Genomic DNA, 19,379 nt, shown 5'->3' on the forward strand with positions numbered 1-19,379 from the left:
GAAAGTTGGAGAGCAAATATTTGAATTTCCCCCTTTACCGAAGCAGATGCAAGAAATAATAACAAATGGTGGACTACTGAAGAATATAAAAAAATCTTTAGAAACTAAATAGAGTCTGTCCGTAAAGTATAGATTGGACGCAGATGGACGCTGAAAAAAACTGATTTTCGCAAGATAAAATTTTTTTGTAAAAAGTGTAATATCAGCGTTTATCAGCATAATCAGTGTTTATCTGCGTCGAATCACATTCGGAGAATCATTGCAAAAATGCGAGTTTACGGACAGACTCTAAATAAAAATCTTGACGCAATTTTCTACTAAATGGAATCTGTAAAAAAATATCTATGGAGGATATAGTGAATGTGAAAGATATGATTAAGGATCTGCGGGAGAATATTGAAAAGACCGCAAATGTGAAAGCTGTTTTTGGTGATGAAAAAAAAATTGATGACATCTCAATTATTCCGGTTGCATCTATTCGAATGAAGGGTGGTAGTGGAGGTGGAATCGGAACTGCAGGTGAGCCGAAAGATATGGAAACTGAAGAAGCTGAAAAAGCGACTGAAGAAACAGAAGAAAAGAAAGAAGCACATCACCCATCAGCAACGGGAAAAGGTGGTGGATTGGGACTTGATGTAGAAGCTAATCCGGTTGGATATATCGAAATTAAAGATAATCGCACCCGATTTGTGGAAATTTTGGATAAGTCCAAGATGATACTAAAAATAATCCGTATATTTGGAATTGTTATTATTTTGATGGCTGTAAAAGGATTTTTCAAAAAGAAAAAGAAAAAATAAGTCGCAATGAAATAATTGGAATTGAGGTTTAAAAATGAATCAAAAAAATAATTATTGGATTCTTGCCGGTGGTATTGTTCTCGCATCAATAATATTCGGTATTTTTTTCTATAGTGCTCGAAATACTGCTCAAACCATTAGAGTTGTCGGATACTCCAATCAGGAATTTGAAGCAGATATTGTAAAATGGAGCTTTAGTTTTTCCGCGATGACTCCCTTAAATGGTCAGAAACAGGGATACGCTGAGATGAGTCAGAAATTGGAGACTATAAAAACGATTTTGAATTCTCTGAATATTATTTTGGACGAAATAAATATCCAACCGATTTCCATCCGAAAACAATATGGGCAATATGGTAAAATCGAAGGTTTTATTTTGAGCCAAAGCATTTATGTTATCACAAAAGAATTAGAAAAAATCGAAAAGATTACAGTAAATCCGAAAGAATTCGCACAGAAAAATATTGCTTTGGAATCATCTAATTTAGAATATTTTTCAACAAAACTACCTTCGATTAAGAAAAAATTATTAGGTGCTGCTACCAAAGATGCTCTCACAAGAGCAAGTGAAATCGCCAACTCTGCCGCTGCAAAAATAGATCAAATTCAATCAGCTCGAGCAGGTGTTTTCCAAATTACCGAGCCATATACTACAGAAGTTAGCAGTTATGGAATGTATCAAACTTCAACCCGTAAAAAGAATATCAAAGTAACAGTATCTGCAGTTTTTTCAATAAAGTAGAAAATTTTCAGAATAAAACAGATGGGGGAATAATTTTTAATTTAATTATTCCCCCACACCCCAAAACTTCTCAGCATCTATGCCACCAACGCAATTAATTATTTGTGCTATTGAATTAATTAGTTTGTATATATGCAATGATTGTGCCAAAAATAACATTCAAGAACAAACACAGTTGTAGAGCCAATTTCCGAAAATTCCCAAATTTATAAAGTTGCAAATCTGCAAAAAAATTAAATAAAAGTTGCAAATTTGCAAAAAATTTTGCGAGAAATCAGAATCAAGATTTAGTTGTTTTCCTGATTTTAACTAATGGGTAAAAGAGAATCACTATTCCTGAGATGATCATCAAACCAGCCCCAACACCAAAGTCATCAACAAGAAATCCGAGAATAGGGGAGAGAATTGCAGTTATAATTGATTTTATTTGAGACTCGACTGATAATCCACTTGCCATTATCTTTAATTGAAGGTTGTCCCCGATATAACCGACATTCATCGGTCTTTTCAAATTTTGAAGCGAATATAAAATAATAAAAATTATTACGGATAAAATTTGAAGATTGATTCCGGAAAAAAATCCAGCCAAAAAAGCCAAGGCAATGCCTAACACAAAAGTAAAATTTATTGCATAGGGGAGTGAGGGAAATATTTGGGAATATTTATGAGATCTTCGAGAGGAATATGATGTGAGTAAAAAAAGGAAAAAATAGACAACAGAAATCATAATCGTACTTCTTTTATTTCCAAGCGAAAGCAAGAGTGGAATTGAGAGAATGTACATTTGGAGAATTGGCTGCAAATAATCTTTAATAGTTTTGAATAACCCATCATAAACGGCTGAATTGAAAATGGATGTGAATAAATTTCGATTTTTAAACATACGAATGAAATCGTGAGAAACAATCCCGAATTGCAATTTTGTTTTTGTGAAAATATTTTTCTCGGAAATTGAGGAAACTACTCCATTTAATTCGTTGGGATAAGAAAGGATTAGAAAGAAATCGAAAATATAAGGAATAATAGATGCCGCAAAAATTATCTTATAATTTCCAGTATATAAAACAAAAGCCCCAGCAATCAGAGATGAAACTGCTGAACCAAAAAGGGAAGCGCCCCTTGTGTGACCATAATATTCAACTTTTTGATCAAAAATATTATTGATCTTAAGATATTCAAAAATCATTGCTTTGTGCGTGCCGGAACGAAACGCAGTCCCCATTCCGTATAAAATCATGGCGAAAACATATAATCCGAAACTCGGGAAAAAATAAAAAATCAAAAAGGAAAGTATGTATGAGGAGAAAGCCACGAGCATGGAATTTTTTCTGCCAAATGAATCTGCAATCACTCCGGTGGGAATTTCTAAAACAATTATTGAAATTTCCCGAACGGAGAAAAGAGTCCCGATTTCAAGAAATGAAAATCCCATTGCTCTAAAAAAAAGAATAATAAATGGATCAAAATACCGCTGATTTTTAAAAAAACCATAGGCGCAGAATTTGTAATATTGCAGATCTTTTTTCATATTAAAATCGTTTCAAAATCGTGATGGGGAATGTCTATGAAAACACTTAAATCCCCATCTAAAATTATATCAGATAAAAAGAATTCCCATGTTCGGGTTAACCTATAATACCAAAAAATATAAAAGATTATGCTTCCGTTATTTTTCATTGTCTTTTCCATTTGTTTTCAATATAATTCGGATTTATTTTCCTTTATATTCATAACACGAATATATCAATTCGTAACTTCTGCTGTCAATAATTTTATCTGCCTTTCTCTAAAAAATAGAATCAATTTAAACTTCTGTATTTTTGATTTTAGATACAGATTTAAAAATCAATCCTGCTTTGGTTTCACCTATTTATTAAAAACCGATTTGTAAAATTATCGTCAATTTTTGCTATCGGATACCTGTGTTTACGAACAAATCCCGAAATACTTGACAGTAAAAGCCGCTTTCAAAATTTCTCTATTTTCAAAATATCAAAATATAACCATTAAATAAAAATTTAAATTTTCACAAATTGTAGATTAATCTGGAGGAAAGATGGCTGTACCAAAAAAGAAAACATCAAAATCAAAAAGTAGAAAAAGAAGAACTCATTATAAGGCAAAAGTTGAACCAATGACAATTTGTTCAAATTGTGGTGAAAAAATGCGTCCACATTTTGTTTGCCCTCATTGCGGCTTTTATAGAGGTAAAAAAATAATATCTGTTTCCGAATAATTTTTTATGAAAGCTAACGAATAATGCGAATTGCTTTAGATGCCTTTGGAACTGATAATGCTCCCTTTCCGGAAGTGGAAGGAGCCGTTCTAGCAGTAAATGAGGATTTCTGTTCAAAAGTATTTCTTGTTGGTGATGAAAAAATAATTAAGAAAGAACTAAGCAGATATTATTTTCCTGCTGGATCTATAGAAATAGTACACGCTTCCGAGAAAATATCACATGACCAAAAGCCAATTTTAGAAATCAAAAAGAAAAAGGATTCATCCCTTTTAAAAGCAATAAAAATTGTAAAAGAAAACAGAGCTGACGCATTGGTTAGTGCCGGTTCCACCGGTGCTGTTATGGCGGCATCACTGCTAAAATTCGGAAGAATACCCGGTATCCTACGACCTGCTCTCGCTATTTCCCTTCCAACCATCAATGATTCCGTTACTCTGCTTGATGTAGGAGCAAACGTTGATTGCTCTGCTGAAAACTTGGTCCAATTTGCCGAGATGGGAAATATCTATTCTTCACATAAGTTTAACAAAAAAAAACCGAAAATTGCATTGATCAATATCGGCGAAGAAAGTAAAAAGGGAAATGATCTTTCTATCAAAACGCATGAAAAACTAACGAAAATGGATTTCCTTAATTTTGTTGGAAATATCGAAGGAAAAGATCTTCTAAAGGGAAACGTTGATGTTATCATTTGCGATGGATTTATCGGTAATGTGATGCTAAAAACCGTGGAAGGGGTAGCATTCTCACTTTTTGAAATCTTAAAAAGAGAATTCAATAACGATTGGGTAGCAAAAATCGGGGCAATTTTATCTTATCCTGCTTTCAGGCATCTTAAAAAAAAGGTTGATTATACTGAATACGGTGGCGCATTTTTACTTGGTGTAAACGCAGTCTCGATCATCGGACATGGCAGATCTAATGCAAAGGCTATTTACAATGCAATCAAATTTGCATGTTCTTCCGCAAGATCAAATTTTTTGGATTATATTCAGGATTATTACAAAACATCTGAATCGAAAGGAAAAAAAACATGAAAAATATTTTCGTTGAACACGATGAGAAAATCATCAGGAATTTGAAAGCTAAATTTGCCGGAGTAAGCATGTATGTTCCGGAAAAAAAACTAACAAATGCAGATTTGGAAAAAATAGTTGATACGAATGATGAATGGATCACCACTCGAACCGGCATGAAGGTTCGCCGTGTTTCAGATGAAGAAACACCTTCTTCCGAATTAGCTTTCCGGGCTACGCAAAAACTTTTAAAAATTGTGGATATTAATAAACATGAGATAGACATGATCATTGTAGCGACCGTAACTCCGGATCACGCATTCCCTTCCACAGCCTGCATATTACAACACAAATTGGGATTGCACGACATACCGGCTTTCGATGTTTCGGCAGGTTGTACCGGATTTATTTATGCTACCACAATCGCTAAACAATTTATCGAAAATGGTTCTGTGAAAAATGTTCTCGTTATTGGAGTGGAAGAATTAACTAAGATTACTAACTGGAAAGATCGTGGTACATGCGTTCTGTTTGGTGATGGAGCAGGAGCAGCGTTGCTTACCAGAGCAAGTAGCACAGACACTTCGGAGATTATTGACACAATTATTTCTGCTGATGGAAAATATGGTGATCTCCTATATCAACCTGCAGGTGGAAGCGCAATGCCTGCCTCAGAAAAAACCGTCAAAGAAAACCTGCACACATGCGTGATGGACGGAAATAAAATCTTCAAATATGCGGTAAAAGCGATGGGGGATGGTGCTGTAAACATTTTGAAAAACAATGGGCTTTCCGGTGAAGATGTGGACTGGCTTATTCCTCACCAAGCAAATATGCGAATTATTCAAGCAACCGGCAGACGGGCAAAAATACCTGAAAAAAAAGTTGTTGTGAATATTGAAAAATATGGAAATACTTCTTCTGCCACTATTCCAATAGCCTTTGCAGAAGCACTTCTGGAAAAGAAAATCAGACGCGGAGATTTAATCGTCTTGGATGCTTTTGGAGCCGGTTTAACTTGGGGCAGTATATTGCTCAGATATTAGCAAAAGTAATCACTGTGAAAAAAAGTAATGTTGCTTTTGTCTTTCCTGGGCAGGGAGCTCAAGAAGTTGGCATGGCAAAAGAATTCTATTCCATACCGAAATACAAAAAATATTTTGAACTCGCAAATGAAAAACTGAATTTCGATCTGAAATCAATTATGTTTGAGGGACCCATCGAAGAACTTAAACAAACCTACAATACTCAACCGGCAATTCTTTTACATAGCATTCTCGCTTTAAAATTATTTCAGGAACGAAGCGATATAGAACCCGCTTATGTTGCGGGTCATTCACTCGGTGAGTTTTCCGCTCTCTGTGCTGCGAACACGTTTGATTGGCTTGATGCATTATTACTTGTTCATAAACGAGGAAAATTCATGGTTGATGCAAGTCGGGGAATTCCATACAAAATGGCAGCTATTCTCGGCTTGGATAAGGAAAAAATTGTAGAATCATGTGAATCAGTATCCGGAAATGTAGTTGCTGCAAATTTCAACACACCTTCTCAAACCGTTATCAGCGGTGAAGAAGATGCTGTAAATGAGGCGATGGAAATCTGTAAAAAAGCCGGTGCCAAAAGAGTAGTGCCATTAGTGGTTGGCGGTGCATTTCATTCACCACTCATAAAAAAATCATCAGAATGGTTATTTGCAGAAATGAAAAAAGTAAATTTCAAACAAGCGGATATTCCAACAATTGCAAATTATACTGCAAAAGCGGAAATCCAACCGGATGAAATTAAAGAAAATCTTAGGCAACAAATTATTTCGCCTGTTCGTTGGGTAGAATCAGTCGAATACATGATAAATAAGGGTGTGGATACTTTTATTGAATTCGGTCCGGGAAAAGTTGTATCCGGAATGATCAAAAAAATTGACAGAAATGTAAAGCGGCTCAACATTTCATCTTTTGATGATTTGGATAAAACTATAGCACAGTTGAATCAATAGAAAACATTAAGGAAAATTATGAATAATTTAACAGGAAAAACCGCTATCATCACAGGTAGTGCTCGTGGTATCGGGAAAGGCATCGCTAAATCTTTTGTAGATTCAGGTGCTAATGTTGTAATAGTTGACATAATTCCTGAAGTAATCGAAAAAACAGTAAGTTCTTTACAAAATGATAAAAGCAAAGTGATTGGTTATAAATGCGATATTACAGACGCAAATGAAGTTTCGGCAATGGTTAAAAACGCCGTAAAAGAATTTGGTAAAATAGATATACTTATAAATAATGCCGGAATTACCAAAGACAATTTGTTAATGAGAATAAAACCAGCTGATTGGCAAGCAGTAATTGATGTTAACCTTACCGGCACTTTTCTCTGTTCTCAAAAGGTTTCCCGTGTGATGATGAAGCAAAAGTATGGAAAAATAATAAATATTTCTTCTGTAATCGGAATCATCGGAAATCCCGGGCAAGCAAATTATGCAGCTTCTAAGGGTGGAATCATTTCCTTCACAAAATCTATCGCAAAAGAACTCGCTCTAAGAAATATCAACGTGAATGCAATTGCCCCAGGTTTTATCAGGACTGATATGACAGACAAATTACCTGAAGAAGTTAAAAAAAATTATTTGAAAATGATACCGATGCAAAAATTCGGAACACCTGAAGATGTGGCAAAATTGGCTCTTTTTTTAGCTAGTGAGCAATCATCATATATTACCGGACAAACTATTTCCATTGATGGTGGAATGATATAAAATAAATTCATTAAAAAGATAAAGGAGTTGCAATGACTAAAGATGAAATAAGAAACAAGGTCGTAGAGATAATTACAGAACAACTTGGTGTAACCGAATCTGAAGTAACGGATGAAGCAAAATTCATCGAAGATCTGGGCGCGGATTCTCTTGATACAGTTGAATTGATAATGGAACTTGAAGACGAATTTGAAGTTGAAGTACCAGACGATGAAGCTGAAAAACTTATCTCTGTTATCAAAGTAATTGACTATATCGAATCAAAATTGAACTAACAAACAATATAATCATAAGCCCACATTTCAACCAAAAATTGATTGTGGGTTTATCTTTATTTTAATTATCCAACATTTAATTCCTAAGATCATTCGCAGGTTTGCGGATATTTTTTTCCAGATAGAAAAACCATCTTAGGTGAACAAAATATTATCCAAAATAAATTTTTAGAAGGAAACATTATGGAATCAAAAAGAGTTGTTATTACTGGATTAGGAACAATAAATCCTTTGGGGGATTCTGTCGAAGAAACTTGGAAAAATCTATGTGAAAAAAAATCGGGAATCAAAAAAATAGAAGGTTTTGATCCTGAAATCCCTTCTCGAATTGCCGGGCAAGTTGTTGGATTTAATAGTGGTGATTATTTTCATAGAAAAGAAGCTCGCAAGATGGATTTATATTGCCAATATGCTTTGGCGTCTGCAATAAAAGCGATGGCGGATGCAGATTTAAAAAAAATCGATCCACATAAACTCGGAGTTATAACTGGAACAGGTATCGGTGGAATGCAAACTTATGAGACACAATTGCAAAAATTCATCTCAAAAGGTCCCCGTAGAATTAGCCCTTTTTTTATTCCAATGATGATTTCCAACATTGCAGCCGGCCGCATTGGTATTCAATTTAACGCAAAAGGAATCAATTTTAATGTTACTTCTGCTTGCAGTTCTAGTGCAAATGCAATTGGTGAGGCTTTTCGGGCAATCAAATTCGGAGCTGCTGACGCTGTAATAGCCTGTGGTGCAGAAGCTTCCGTAACTCCTTTCACTTTGTCAGGTTTTTCTGTGATGAGAGCTTTATCCACAAGAAATGATTCACCGGAAACAGCAAGTCGTCCATTCGATAAAAATAGAGATGGCTTTGTTCTTTCCGAAGGTGCAGCCACTTTGATCTTGGAAGGACTTGAGCATGCCAAGAATCGCGGTGCTCATATCTATGCCGAAATAGCTGGCTATGGTGCTACATGTGATGCATTTCATATAACCATGCCTTCACCAAATGGTGAAGGTGGGGCTCAAGCTATGAAAAACGCTCTGATCTCTGCAAAAATTCAACCGGAAGAAGTTCAATATATTAATGCTCATGGAACCTCTACACCACTCAATGATAAAAGCGAAACTTCTGCAATTAAGATCGCTTTCGGAGATCATGCTTATAAACTAAAGGTTAATTCGTCAAAATCAATGTTAGGACATATGCTTGGAGCAGCCGGCGCTATCGAATCTTTGATTGTGATAAAATCAATTAATGAACAAAAAATCCATCCATCCGTAAATATCACTACACCAGATCCAGATTGCGATTTGGATTATAATCCGGATGCAACAATTGATCTTGAAATAGAACATGCGATAACAAACTCATTCGGATTTGGAGGACACAACGCTTCTCTCGTTTTCAAAAAGTATGAGTAGCAAGAAACAAAAGATTTCAAATAAAAATTCCATAGCCTTGAAGAAATGGGAAGATTCCCTCATCATTCTTGAAAAAGAAATAAATTATATTTTTAAAAACAAGCAGTTCTTAAGGGATGCTCTAACTCACAAATCATTTTTCGAAAATTCAAAGTTAAATAAATCTGAAAAAATGGAATTTCTCGGAGATTCTGTTTTAGAACTCATTGTTACAGAATCCCTTTATGAAATTTATCCCAACAAAAACGAGGGGCAACTGACAAAAATTCGTTCAAAAATTATTAGCAGTATTTACCTTTTTCAAATTTCCCAAAGACTAAAATTATACAAATATATTTTAGTTGATGAACATTTTTCCTTAGCAGATATAAAAAAAAACGTCTCAATTTGCGCAGATACTATGGAATCATTTTTCTGTGCCATTTTCTTGGATAGTTCCTACTATGAAGCAAAATACGTAATTTCCAATATTATATTTTCAGATTGGAAATCAATAATTAAAACTAATCCTTTTACAAATTTTAAAAGTATTCTTCAGGAATGGAGTCATTCCGAGCTATCTCTAAATCCGGCATACCATATAATTAAAGAACAGGGACCAGACCATAAAAAAAATTTTTTTGTTCAAGTTGAAACTGGGTCACACAAAGCTAAAGGAAACGGGAAATCAAAAAAACTAGCCGAACAAATGGCTGCCAAAAACTTACTCAAAAAATTAAAAATCAATATTTTGTAAATGACGCTTTTATTATTATTTTTTTTATTTATATCTGCAATTTTTTCTTTCTTTTATTATCGAAGGACAAATCCACCTATAACCACTCGTCTTAAAATTATTCTCGGTTCTTTCAGATTCCTTTTTATTTTCATAATTCTTTGTTTGCTTGCAATTCCCATTTTTCATTTTGTGAATAAAAGACATATTCCTCCACAAATTATTATCGCACAAGATATCAGCAGAAGTATGCTTCAGCCTATTCAAAATAATGTAGCGAAAGAAAAAATTGCAGACGCAAACGTAAATAATTTGAAAGAATATTTCTCTAAAAATAACATTCATTACAAAATTGAAAAATTCAGCAAGGGTTTGTCTGAGGATTCACTTTCCACAGATATTTTTTTGGCATTAGAGCAAATTCACAAAAAATATAGAGGGCAAAATTTATCAAAAATTGTTCTTCTTACTGATGGTTTGAATCATAATAACAATAATTTCGATATTCTTGAAGAAATTAACACACCGGTATTCCCTGTAATTCTCGGCACTGAAGTGAATTTAACAGACATCTCAATAGAAAAAATTAAAACAAATAATCCGATATACTTGAATTCAGAAACAGAGATTGGAATTTCGATTTCGGGATTAGATCAAAGAAAATATATTTTCATCTCGATGATGGACGATAATAAAATTTTGATGAAAGAAAAATTTGATGTTTCAGGAGTTGATGATTATTTCGTTCTAAATTATGCCCCAACTTCGCTTGGTTTTAAAAAATTAACCATAGAAGTTGAATTGGGTGATTCATCGGAAACCAATTTGGCAAACAATTCCCGAGACTTTTTGCTGAATGTTGTAAAGGACAAAGCAAAAATATTACTTATTTCTTCACAACCAAATTGGGATATTTCTTTTATACATCGAGCCTTGAATAAAAATCCTAAATTTAAAACGGAATTAATAGTTAAACGAAAAAATGGCATATATTTTCATAACAATTCCAGTGTTGATCCATCAGAATTCATCTCCAACTGTGATGTATTAATATTAAATAATTCATCAAATTTTGGATTTCCAAAAAAGATAATTTCTCAAATAGAAACATTCGTTAAAATGGGTGGTAATCTGCTTTATATCAATAAAATAGACAATAATCTTAAAGAATTACTTCCATTAGTAAAAAGCAAATTTAAGCAGAATATAGACTCAAGTATTCTTTTAACGGAAATAGCGGAAAATTATAAAACCTTTTCCATAAAAAAAAATACAGAAATGAATAGCAAATTCTGGAGAAATCTACCACCGATTAGCACATATTTTTATACACAAAAGAAGAATACCGAAATAATCGCCCAAGCGGATCTTGCTACTGAAAATCCGATTATTGCCTTTTCTTCTTATTTCAAGGGACATGTTCTCATGTTAGCCGGAAACGGTTTTTATCGCTGGAAAATGTGGGAAGACTCAACTTCTCCCTGGTTTGATAATTTTATCATCTCTCTCGCAGATTGGCTAATTAATTCAAATATAAATAAAAGATTTATTTGTTCAACGGATAAAATGCAGTATTTGGAAGGGCAGACAGTTAATTTTAGCTCTATGGTTTTTGATGAGCGGATGAATTTGTTACCAAATGTGGATATTTTCTTGACACTAAAACAGGGGAATGAAAAAATTAATCAAATGTATTTTACTGAAAATGAGTATGAATATTCGGCTGTGATAAAAAATTTGCCTGTGGGCAAATATGAATTTCTTGCTGAATGTAAAATAGGAAATCAATTGAACCACTATTCCGGAGAATTTATCATTGATCCGATGAGTTTGGAACAAAGTTCTACCGGAATAAACACAAACATTTTATCTTTTATTGCATCTCAAACAAATGGTTCGCTAATAGAAAATGTAAGTAGCACAACCGGTGCGGATAGCGATGATTTTGATAAAATCACTTTAGAAAAATCGAAATCTTTGCAAGTTAGTTCTGCAAACGAATTTGAATTATGGAAAAAATGGTACATTCCATTTCTGGCAATACTATTTTTCTCCATTGAACTTTTAATTAGGAAACGAAAGGGATTATTATGAAGCAATGTGAATACAAACAAGCTGTTTTGAAGATGAATCGTCCTTCCCGAATCGCTTTAGCAGTTTCAAAATTACCCGACAAACCTGCTAATGTAATTACGCTGGGCTGGTTTATGCGAACTTCCATCAAGCCGCCCATGTTTGCTATCTCGGTCGGACTAAATCGTTATTCATATCAACTTCTCTCCGATTATCGCAAATTTGTTATTGCTTTTCCCTCAATTCAAATGGCTGATCAAACGCTCAAATGCGGACAATTTTCAGGAAAAAACGTTAATAAAATTGAAGAGTTCGGAATTAATATCGAAAAGGGTAAATTGTCCGATATTCCGATTTTAACAGATGCTGTCGCAAATTTTGAGTGTAAAACAATATCGCAAATACGGAGTGGCGATCACACAATTTTTATTGGTGAAGTTAAATATTCCTGGATAAATGAAAACAACGAATTTGAACAGCTCTTTTCCATTACAGACAATGATAAATATAAAATTTTAGCAAATAATGAAGATGTGATTTTAGGAAAAATAAAATAGTTACAGAAAATTTTTTTATTAAGTTTGTTTTAAATTTAAATATAAATTTTTTGCTGAGATAATACAATATTAATTTTTCTCGTTGATAATAAAAGGCTCAGGGAAATAATTTTAAGAATTTCTTAGCTAAATCAGACAAAAAAATTATAAATGTTTGGAGATAATTGGAGATAAAATGTTAATAAAATATAAAAACTACATCCCCAAAATTGGCAAAAATGTTTTTATAGCCAGCGGGGCAAAAATTATAGGCGATGTCGAAATTGCTGATTCTTGTAGCATCTGGTTCAATGCCGTTATTCGCGGAGACGTGAATTATATTAAAATCGGAAAAAGAACAAATATTCAGGATAATTGTGTTCTGCACGTAACTGGAAAAACTGCACCGCTAAACATCGGAAGCAACGTAACAATCGGGCACAATGTAATCCTGCATGGTTGCAGCATTGAAGATAATTGTATTATTGGCAGCGGGGCAATAATTTGGGATGGTGCTACAATTGCAGAAGGCTCGGTAGTGGGTGCAGGAGCGGTCGTCCTTGCAAATTTTAAGGCACCTTCCAGATCATTAATTCTGGGAATGCCTGCTAAAGTTAAGACTCAGGTTCCTGATGAAAAATATCAGGGAATTATTGATTCGGCGGAACATTACGTAAAATATGCTGATACCTATCTGAAGGGATAAACGGAGAATAATATGGAAAAATATCAAGTAGCGATCATTGGGGGAGGACCGGGCGGATACGTTTCGGCAATCAGATTAAATCAATACGGAATAAGCACGATTGTTATTGAAAAAGAAAGGCTCGGAGGTGTATGTTTGAATCGGGGATGTATTCCAACAAAAACCTTAGTGAAAAGTGCAGATCTTTATTCTGAAATTAAGCATGCTTCAACCTTTGGAATAAATCTGGAAAATCCTGCTGTAGATTATCAAAAAATGTTCAAAAGGAAAAACGAAGTTGCTGAACGTCTTGTAAGCGGAGTTGAATTTCTGTTCAAAAAAAGAAATATTCCGATTTTGCAAGAAACAGTAAAATCAATAAAAAAAGAAGCGGAAGGCTACCTGATTTCTACAAAAGATAACGTCATTTTTGCGAAATACGTTATTCTGGCAACCGGTTCAAAACCTACAGAATTGCCTAATATGAAATTTGACGGTAAATATTTACTTTCTTCAAAAGATTTATTGGAAATTGACTATCTCCCCAAGAAAATCCTTGTTATTGGAGGAGGCGTTATCGGATGCGAATTTGCTTCAATTTTTTCTCAACTCGGTGCACAGGTTGAAATAGTCGAGTTTCTGCCAAGACTTGTAAACACTGAGGACGAAGAAATATCCAAAAGATTAAAAACTTCCTTAAAGAAACTGGGAATAAAAATTCATTTGAAAACAGCTGCCCAAGATTTTGAAATCGTTCAGGACAAGATTTTACTTCAATGTTCTAATCGCAAAAAAATCGAAACGGCTCTAATTCTCGTTAGCGTTGGTAGAAAACCAACTTGTGATGTAAAGTTTGAGAATTTCAAGATCGTTTGGAAAAATGGCGCATTAAATATTGATTCAAAATTTGAAACGAATCAAAAAAATATTTTTGCGATCGGCGATGTTACCGGAAAAATGTTATTAGCTCATACTGCCAGCAAACAGGGGATGTTAGCGGCAAAGATAATCAAACAAAGAGAAAATAATGAAAAAGAGAAAATCGACGATTTAAAATATGAAAATATTCCTCGTTGCACATTTACCAATCCTGAAATTGGCTCTGTGGGATTAACTGAAGATCAAGCAAAAAAAGAATATGATGAAATTAAAATAGGCAAATTTCCCTTTACAGCAAATGGTAAAGCTCTTGGTTTGGGAGAAACCACAGGATTTGTTAAAACCATTGCCGCTCAATCAACTGGAAAACTTGTTGGAATGCATATTATCGGTCCTCAAGCAACGGAACTAATTGCCGAAGGAGCGATTCTGATCAATAGGGGAGTTACCGCAGAAAAAGCTACAGAGATTGTTTTTGCCCATCCGACTCTTTCCGAATCAATCGCGGAATCAATCGAAGATATTGAACATTGTGCGATTCACAAATTATAGAATTCCTATTGTAATTTAAGTTCTCGCAATTTATTCCAGAGTCCCAACAATTGGCTGAATCAATTCTTGCGCTCTTTTTGCGTCTTCTTCAAAAACATAGATTTCAATAAAGGAATTTGCCTCAACAGATTCGAAATAGGGACCGATTGTAAGTCCCTTTCTTTGATAAGAATTCGGTATATTATTTTCATTTAAAATATCCAGAATTGAATCTAATTCCAGATTAGTTCGTGCTTTACACAGGGTTATCTGTGTTTGTGAATCTTCTGTTTTTTTTGTCATTTTTTATCCAATTAATTCAAATTCAATGCCGTGAAGTATTTTTTTAACTTTAACTTTAACTTTTTGACAAAGAAAGAATTTGCGTTTAGTTCGGTTACCAATTAATGTATAATTTTTTTTATAAAATTTGTAATAATCTTTATTTAGTGAAGAAAGAGAAATGAATCCCTGAATGGGAAATTTATCAAGTTCCACGAAAATATTTTTGCTATTAAAATTCACGATAATCGAATCGAAAATTTTATCCTTATTTTCCATCATAAAACGATTTTTTTTCAATTTTCCCAAACTACGTTCAGCCTGTAGAGCAATTAATTCTCGTTCTGAAGAATTTTTTGCGAATTTTTTCATTTCATCAACGTTGAATTTATTTGCCGACCATTCAAAAATATTTTGCTTTATCAGATGATGCACCACCAGATCCGGGAATCTCCTGATTGGTGATGTAAAATGCGTATAGGAAGAGAGCGATAGCCCAAAATGCCCTTTATTAATGGGAGAATATTCGGCTTTCATCATGCTACGTAACAGCATGTTATCAAAGACTCGATGTTCATTGTGAGTCTTTATGGAATTCAGAAAATTTTTTAAACTAACGTTTTCGTTTTTATTAGAAAAATCAATTTTGTAATTATATGATTTCATTATTTTGGAAAATTCACCCAACTTAGCGGTATCAGGCTCTTCATGGATTCTGAATATTCCCGAACTGCATTTCTGAGTAATAATATCTGCGACAAATTGATTGGCAAGAAGCATAAATTCTTCAATAAGTAAATGGCTTTCTGTTGTTTCAGAACGAATAATATCGGTAGGGGAGCCATTTTCATCAAATTGAATCTCAGTGTCCGGTAAATCGAAATTCAAACTTCCTCGTTCTTCTCTTGTTTTTGTGAGATGTTTTGCGATTGGTCGCATATTGTTCAAAACCCTTTTAACCTCTTCGCCAATTGCATCTGTGTTTTCATTCCGGAAAAAATCATCCACCTGATCATAATCTAATCTTGCAACACTTCTGATTACAGATGGATAGATCATCCTTCTAATTATTTTAAATTTTTCGTCAAAATCAATAATTACAGAAATTGTTAATTTGTCGCTGCCTGCTTGTAAACTACAAATGTAGTTGCTGATTAATTTCGGAAGCATAGGAATAACATTTTGCAAGAGATAAACGCTCGTACCACGTCTAAACGCTTCTCGAAATATTTCTGAATTAGAACGAACATAATGAGAAACATCGGCTATGTGAATATATAAACGCCAGATATCATTAATTTTTTCTAATGAAACCCCATCGTCAAAATCCTTTGCATCAACAGGATCAACTGTAAAAGTTGTAAGCCTTCTAAAATCTTTTCTTTTTGTTATTTCATCCTTAGAAATTTTATAATGCAAGTTTTTTGTTTCTTGAATAACTTCTTCTGAAAATTTCTCTGAAAGCCCAAATTGTCTGACAACAGCAAGGTAATCTATCTTCGGGTCGTCTGAATCTCCCAATATTTCTGTTATCTCTCCCACAGGAGGAATAAAATTGACCCTATCGCCCCAGTTGGTTATCCTAACGATCACCTTCTTATTTTTTAGATCATTGAAATGAATACCATCATTTTTTACATCAATCAAAGTATCCATATTTTTTTCATCAGGGACAAGAACAATATCGTTTGAAGCGAGGGAGATATTTCCAATAATTGAATCTTGCTTTCTTTCTATTATTTCAACAATTTTTCCGAGTTTGCTTTTTTGTTTTGATTTAATAAGAACAACTTCAACCATATCACCATGATAAGCATTCAAACAATTTTCTCGATAAATTTTTATATCTCCGATTTCTGTTGAGTTACATTTTACGTAAGCAAAGGAATAGTCGTTTGTTAAAGCGCGTGCGTCAAATGTGCCATATACGGTTTTCTGGGCAGTATGGAAAGATGAATATTTTCCGTTTTTTTTGATAATTTGATTTTTTCTTTCTAATTGTTTAAGAATTTTTTTTAGAGAAATTTCCATTTTTTTTCGGATATGAAACGTTTTTGCTAATCTTTTAAATGAATATTGTTTTTTAGAATTTTTTTGTAAATAAATTAATACTTTTGAAGATATATTTTTTTTCAACATTAATATCTGTTCCCTATTTTTTTTTCAAAAAATTCAATAATGAACTCTCTCTCATTTTGACTTTTAGTAAATCGTATTGATTGCCCTCTAAATCTATCTAAACCCCTTGGTTTTGCAAAAGTACTTAACATAAGACCCTTTTTGTCTGCGTAAAAACATTTAAATTCAGAATATTTTCTCAAACGCAAAAATTTAAAATATTTTACTACTAAATGGTCATCATAAAATTTGTATTCGGTTTTGATGAAATAGGGGAATAATGATCCGATTAGAAGTAATAATGAAAAAATAATCCAAAATATATTATACGTAAGAGAAGCAACAAAAATTGAACAAAGTGCTAAAAAAAGGATTAAAAATATAGAAGAAAGTGGAAATTCGATTAATGGAAATGATATCCAGGAGTAAAGTGATTTCTTATTCGACATTTCTTGCTTGCTCCTTGCATTTTTGTATTTCACTTTTAATTTTTAGAATTTCAGAAAATACATCGGGATTATTATATTTTGCTGATATAGTTGATATTTCACGTTGCATTTCTTGAATTATAAAATTCATCGAATCGCCAATTGGTTCGTCTGTTACAGTTATTAGTTGATGAAATTTATCGAGATGGCTTTTTAATCTTACTATCTCTTCGGTTATGTCTGATTTATCAATATAAAAAGTGATTTCCTTAATAATTCTGTCTTCATTGAATTTATTTAATTCTGTATCGTATTTGTACAGTTCATTCAATTTTTCATTAACTTTTCTCTTTAAATCCACTAAAAATTTAGGAATGGATAACTGAATAGTGGAAAGGGATACTTCAATTTGATTTATTGATTTTATAAAAAATTCTTCAAGATTATCACCTTCTCTTTTTCTCTCTATTATTAATTTATTTACTACTTTTTTTACTGTTTTTAATATCTCATTTATAAATTCGTCAGTCTCAAATTTGGCAATGGAAGGATTTAAACTATTTTGAATATATATAAGATCTCTAACTGAGACGTTCGGCTTTATGAAATTTTCTTTAGAAATTTCTTTGAAAATATTAGAAAATTGTTCTAATCTTTCTTTAATTTCGTTATAATCCTGAATATTCTGATTTTGATCTATTTGCTGTATTTTTATATAGACTCTTCCTTTGTCTATAAAATTAGGAATCGCATTTTCTATTTTGTAAGTTATATATTCAGAAAATTCTTCGGGTATCTTACATTTTACAGTTAAAAATTTATCGTTTATAGATTTTATAGTTATACGAAATTTAATTCCATTAATTTCTTCTACTAAACTTCCAAATCCAGTCATACTATTCATAGTAATTTTTTCCTTTAAAATTTTTATATTAAAAAAAATTCTTGATAATAAATGTCAAGGAATCCGAATAATCAAAACATTGAATTTTAACGGTTCAGCAATCATCCACAGAGTAGGGAATTGGAAAAATATCTGCAAGTTTACATAATGTATATTATCAGACATTGCAAAAACATCATTTTTTTCTCTCATTACTAATCTGGTTTTTTTTATTTCTGAGTCATTGAATGTAAAATTTCAAATATTATATTTTTTTATAGAAACTTTTTTAATATTCTAATTTAATATTCTAATTGGACTAATAGTAGTAAATTAATATTTTTACAGCAGGGCAATATAGACTAATCGGGCAAAGCACAGATTGCGTGAGGTTGAAAATAAAATTAATCTGAATTTTTAACACTATATTTCTTTTCTACTACACCAATTTTATCTAACGTATCATTAAATTTCTCGAGAGTAATTGGCTTAATCAGATAACCGGCAGCCTGATCCTTAAATGCTCCCAGAATGTTTTCTGAACTATCAAGAGAAGAAGTCATAATAATCTTGACTCTTTTATCAATTAATTTAAGATTTTTTTCCTCTAAGTTTTTAATTGTCCTAAGAACTTCTTTCCCATTTATTCCGGGCATCATGATATCAAGACAAATAAGATTGTATGGTTTATGCTCATTGAGTGCAATTACATAGGCATTTATTGCCTCTTTTCCATCCGTTGCAATATCCACTTCTCCGTGTTTCAAAAGAAAATTTTGAATAATCTTTCTGGAAACAAAATCGTCGTCCACCACTAAACTTTTCATTTTAGCTCCTAATATTTAACAACGCAAGGAAGCGAAGTTACTTTTATTGTTTATAATTGATTATCTTTCTTTTGTGAATCTAAGTCTTTGCGTTATTAATTTTTATACAACTTTTTTATCTGTAAAAATATTTTCTCCACTATTGAAGATTTTGCTTTCATTTCTTCTACAGTCATTTT

At 32.8% G+C, this 19,379-nt stretch carries 19 protein-coding genes; 14 read left to right on the forward strand and 5 right to left on the reverse strand.

Annotated features, from left to right (window positions below; all coding sequences use genetic code 11):
- Positions 1–356: 356 nt before the first annotated feature.
- Together U9P79_03970 and U9P79_03975 are read left to right on the forward strand one after the other, a co-directional pair.
- Positions 357–800, forward strand: a complete 444-nt coding sequence (locus U9P79_03970; GenBank protein MEA2103783.1) for a spore germination protein GerW family protein — start codon at positions 357–359, stop codon at positions 798–800.
- A 34-nt stretch (positions 801–834) separates the two neighbouring features.
- Positions 835–1,542, forward strand: coding sequence for an SIMPL domain-containing protein (locus tag U9P79_03975; protein ID MEA2103784.1), 708 nt, complete (start codon positions 835–837; stop codon positions 1,540–1,542).
- 280 nt (positions 1,543–1,822) lie between these two features.
- Here the strand turns inward: U9P79_03975 and U9P79_03980 are convergent, their stop codons facing one another.
- Positions 1,823–3,070 carry an MFS transporter gene (locus U9P79_03980; GenBank protein ID MEA2103785.1) on the reverse strand — a complete coding sequence of 416 codons (1,248 nt, stop codon included), beginning with the start codon at positions 3,068–3,070 and terminating at the stop codon, positions 1,823–1,825.
- 528 nt (positions 3,071–3,598) lie between these two features.
- Between U9P79_03980 and rpmF the strand changes: the two genes are divergently transcribed.
- The 12 genes from rpmF to lpdA all read left to right on the forward strand — a co-directional run bounded on the left by rpmF (position 3,599) and on the right by lpdA (position 14,683).
- Positions 3,599–3,778 carry a 50S ribosomal protein L32 gene (gene rpmF / locus U9P79_03985; GenBank protein ID MEA2103786.1) on the forward strand — a complete coding sequence of 60 codons (180 nt, stop codon included), beginning with the start codon at positions 3,599–3,601 and terminating at the stop codon, positions 3,776–3,778.
- A 23-nt stretch (positions 3,779–3,801) separates the two neighbouring features.
- Positions 3,802–4,818: a phosphate acyltransferase PlsX gene (gene plsX / locus U9P79_03990; GenBank protein ID MEA2103787.1), complete on the forward strand. Its 1,017-nt coding sequence runs from the start codon at positions 3,802–3,804 to the stop codon at positions 4,816–4,818.
- Positions 4,815–5,843, forward strand: a complete 1,029-nt coding sequence (locus U9P79_03995; GenBank protein MEA2103788.1) for a beta-ketoacyl-ACP synthase III — start codon at positions 4,815–4,817, stop codon at positions 5,841–5,843. The genes plsX and U9P79_03995 overlap by 4 nt, the downstream gene beginning before the upstream one ends.
- A gap of 14 nt (positions 5,844–5,857) precedes the next feature.
- Positions 5,858–6,793: an ACP S-malonyltransferase gene (gene fabD / locus U9P79_04000; GenBank protein ID MEA2103789.1), complete on the forward strand. Its 936-nt coding sequence runs from the start codon at positions 5,858–5,860 to the stop codon at positions 6,791–6,793.
- A gap of 18 nt (positions 6,794–6,811) precedes the next feature.
- Positions 6,812–7,552 (forward strand): 3-oxoacyl-[acyl-carrier-protein] reductase, encoded by a 741-nt coding sequence (gene fabG / locus U9P79_04005; GenBank protein ID MEA2103790.1) that lies wholly within the window; start codon positions 6,812–6,814, stop codon positions 7,550–7,552.
- Positions 7,553–7,584: 32 nt separating this feature from the next.
- A complete protein-coding gene (acpP, locus tag U9P79_04010; protein ID MEA2103791.1) occupies positions 7,585–7,827 on the forward strand; it encodes an acyl carrier protein in 243 nt (80 codons plus the stop codon).
- Positions 7,828–8,010: 183 nt separating this feature from the next.
- A complete protein-coding gene (gene fabF / locus U9P79_04015; protein MEA2103792.1) occupies positions 8,011–9,243 on the forward strand; it encodes a beta-ketoacyl-ACP synthase II in 1,233 nt (410 codons plus the stop codon).
- Positions 9,236–9,979, forward strand: coding sequence for a ribonuclease III (gene rnc, locus U9P79_04020; protein ID MEA2103793.1), 744 nt, complete (start codon positions 9,236–9,238; stop codon positions 9,977–9,979). The genes fabF and rnc overlap by 8 nt, the downstream gene beginning before the upstream one ends.
- Positions 9,980–10,207: 228 nt before the next feature.
- A complete protein-coding gene (locus U9P79_04025; protein MEA2103794.1) occupies positions 10,208–12,052 on the forward strand; it encodes a hypothetical protein in 1,845 nt (614 codons plus the stop codon).
- Positions 12,049–12,588 carry a flavin reductase family protein gene (locus tag U9P79_04030; GenBank protein MEA2103795.1) on the forward strand — a complete coding sequence of 180 codons (540 nt, stop codon included), beginning with the start codon at positions 12,049–12,051 and terminating at the stop codon, positions 12,586–12,588. Before U9P79_04025 ends, U9P79_04030 begins: the two co-directional genes overlap by 4 nt.
- 175 nt (positions 12,589–12,763) lie before the next feature.
- Positions 12,764–13,273, forward strand: coding sequence for a gamma carbonic anhydrase family protein (locus U9P79_04035; GenBank protein ID MEA2103796.1), 510 nt, complete (start codon positions 12,764–12,766; stop codon positions 13,271–13,273).
- A 12-nt stretch (positions 13,274–13,285) separates the two neighbouring features.
- A complete protein-coding gene (gene lpdA, locus U9P79_04040; GenBank protein ID MEA2103797.1) occupies positions 13,286–14,683 on the forward strand; it encodes a dihydrolipoyl dehydrogenase in 1,398 nt (465 codons plus the stop codon).
- Positions 14,684–14,713: 30 nt separating this feature from the next.
- On the opposite strand, the gene U9P79_04045 is transcribed toward lpdA, so the two are convergent.
- The 4 genes from U9P79_04045 to U9P79_04060 all read right to left on the reverse strand — a co-directional run bounded on the left by U9P79_04045 (position 14,714) and on the right by U9P79_04060 (position 19,200).
- Positions 14,714–14,965, reverse strand: coding sequence for a hypothetical protein (locus U9P79_04045; protein MEA2103798.1), 252 nt, complete (start codon positions 14,963–14,965; stop codon positions 14,714–14,716).
- Between the two features lie 3 nt (positions 14,966–14,968).
- The gene (rnr, locus tag U9P79_04050) at positions 14,969–17,083 is read right to left on the reverse strand and encodes a ribonuclease R (GenBank protein ID MEA2103799.1); all 2,115 of its coding nucleotides are present in this window, start codon (positions 17,081–17,083) and stop codon (positions 14,969–14,971) included.
- Positions 17,084–17,500: 417 nt separating this feature from the next.
- Positions 17,501–18,394: a DUF1732 domain-containing protein gene (locus U9P79_04055; GenBank protein MEA2103800.1), complete on the reverse strand. Its 894-nt coding sequence runs from the start codon at positions 18,392–18,394 to the stop codon at positions 17,501–17,503.
- 383 nt (positions 18,395–18,777) lie between these two features.
- The gene (locus tag U9P79_04060; GenBank protein MEA2103801.1) at positions 18,778–19,200 is read right to left on the reverse strand and encodes a response regulator; all 423 of its coding nucleotides are present in this window, start codon (positions 19,198–19,200) and stop codon (positions 18,778–18,780) included.
- Positions 19,201–19,379: the final 179 nt, after the last annotated feature.

This window comes from Candidatus Cloacimonadota bacterium, from assembly GCA_034661015.1.
GTDB lineage: Bacteria > Cloacimonadota > Cloacimonadia > JGIOTU-2 > JGIOTU-2 > JAYEKN01.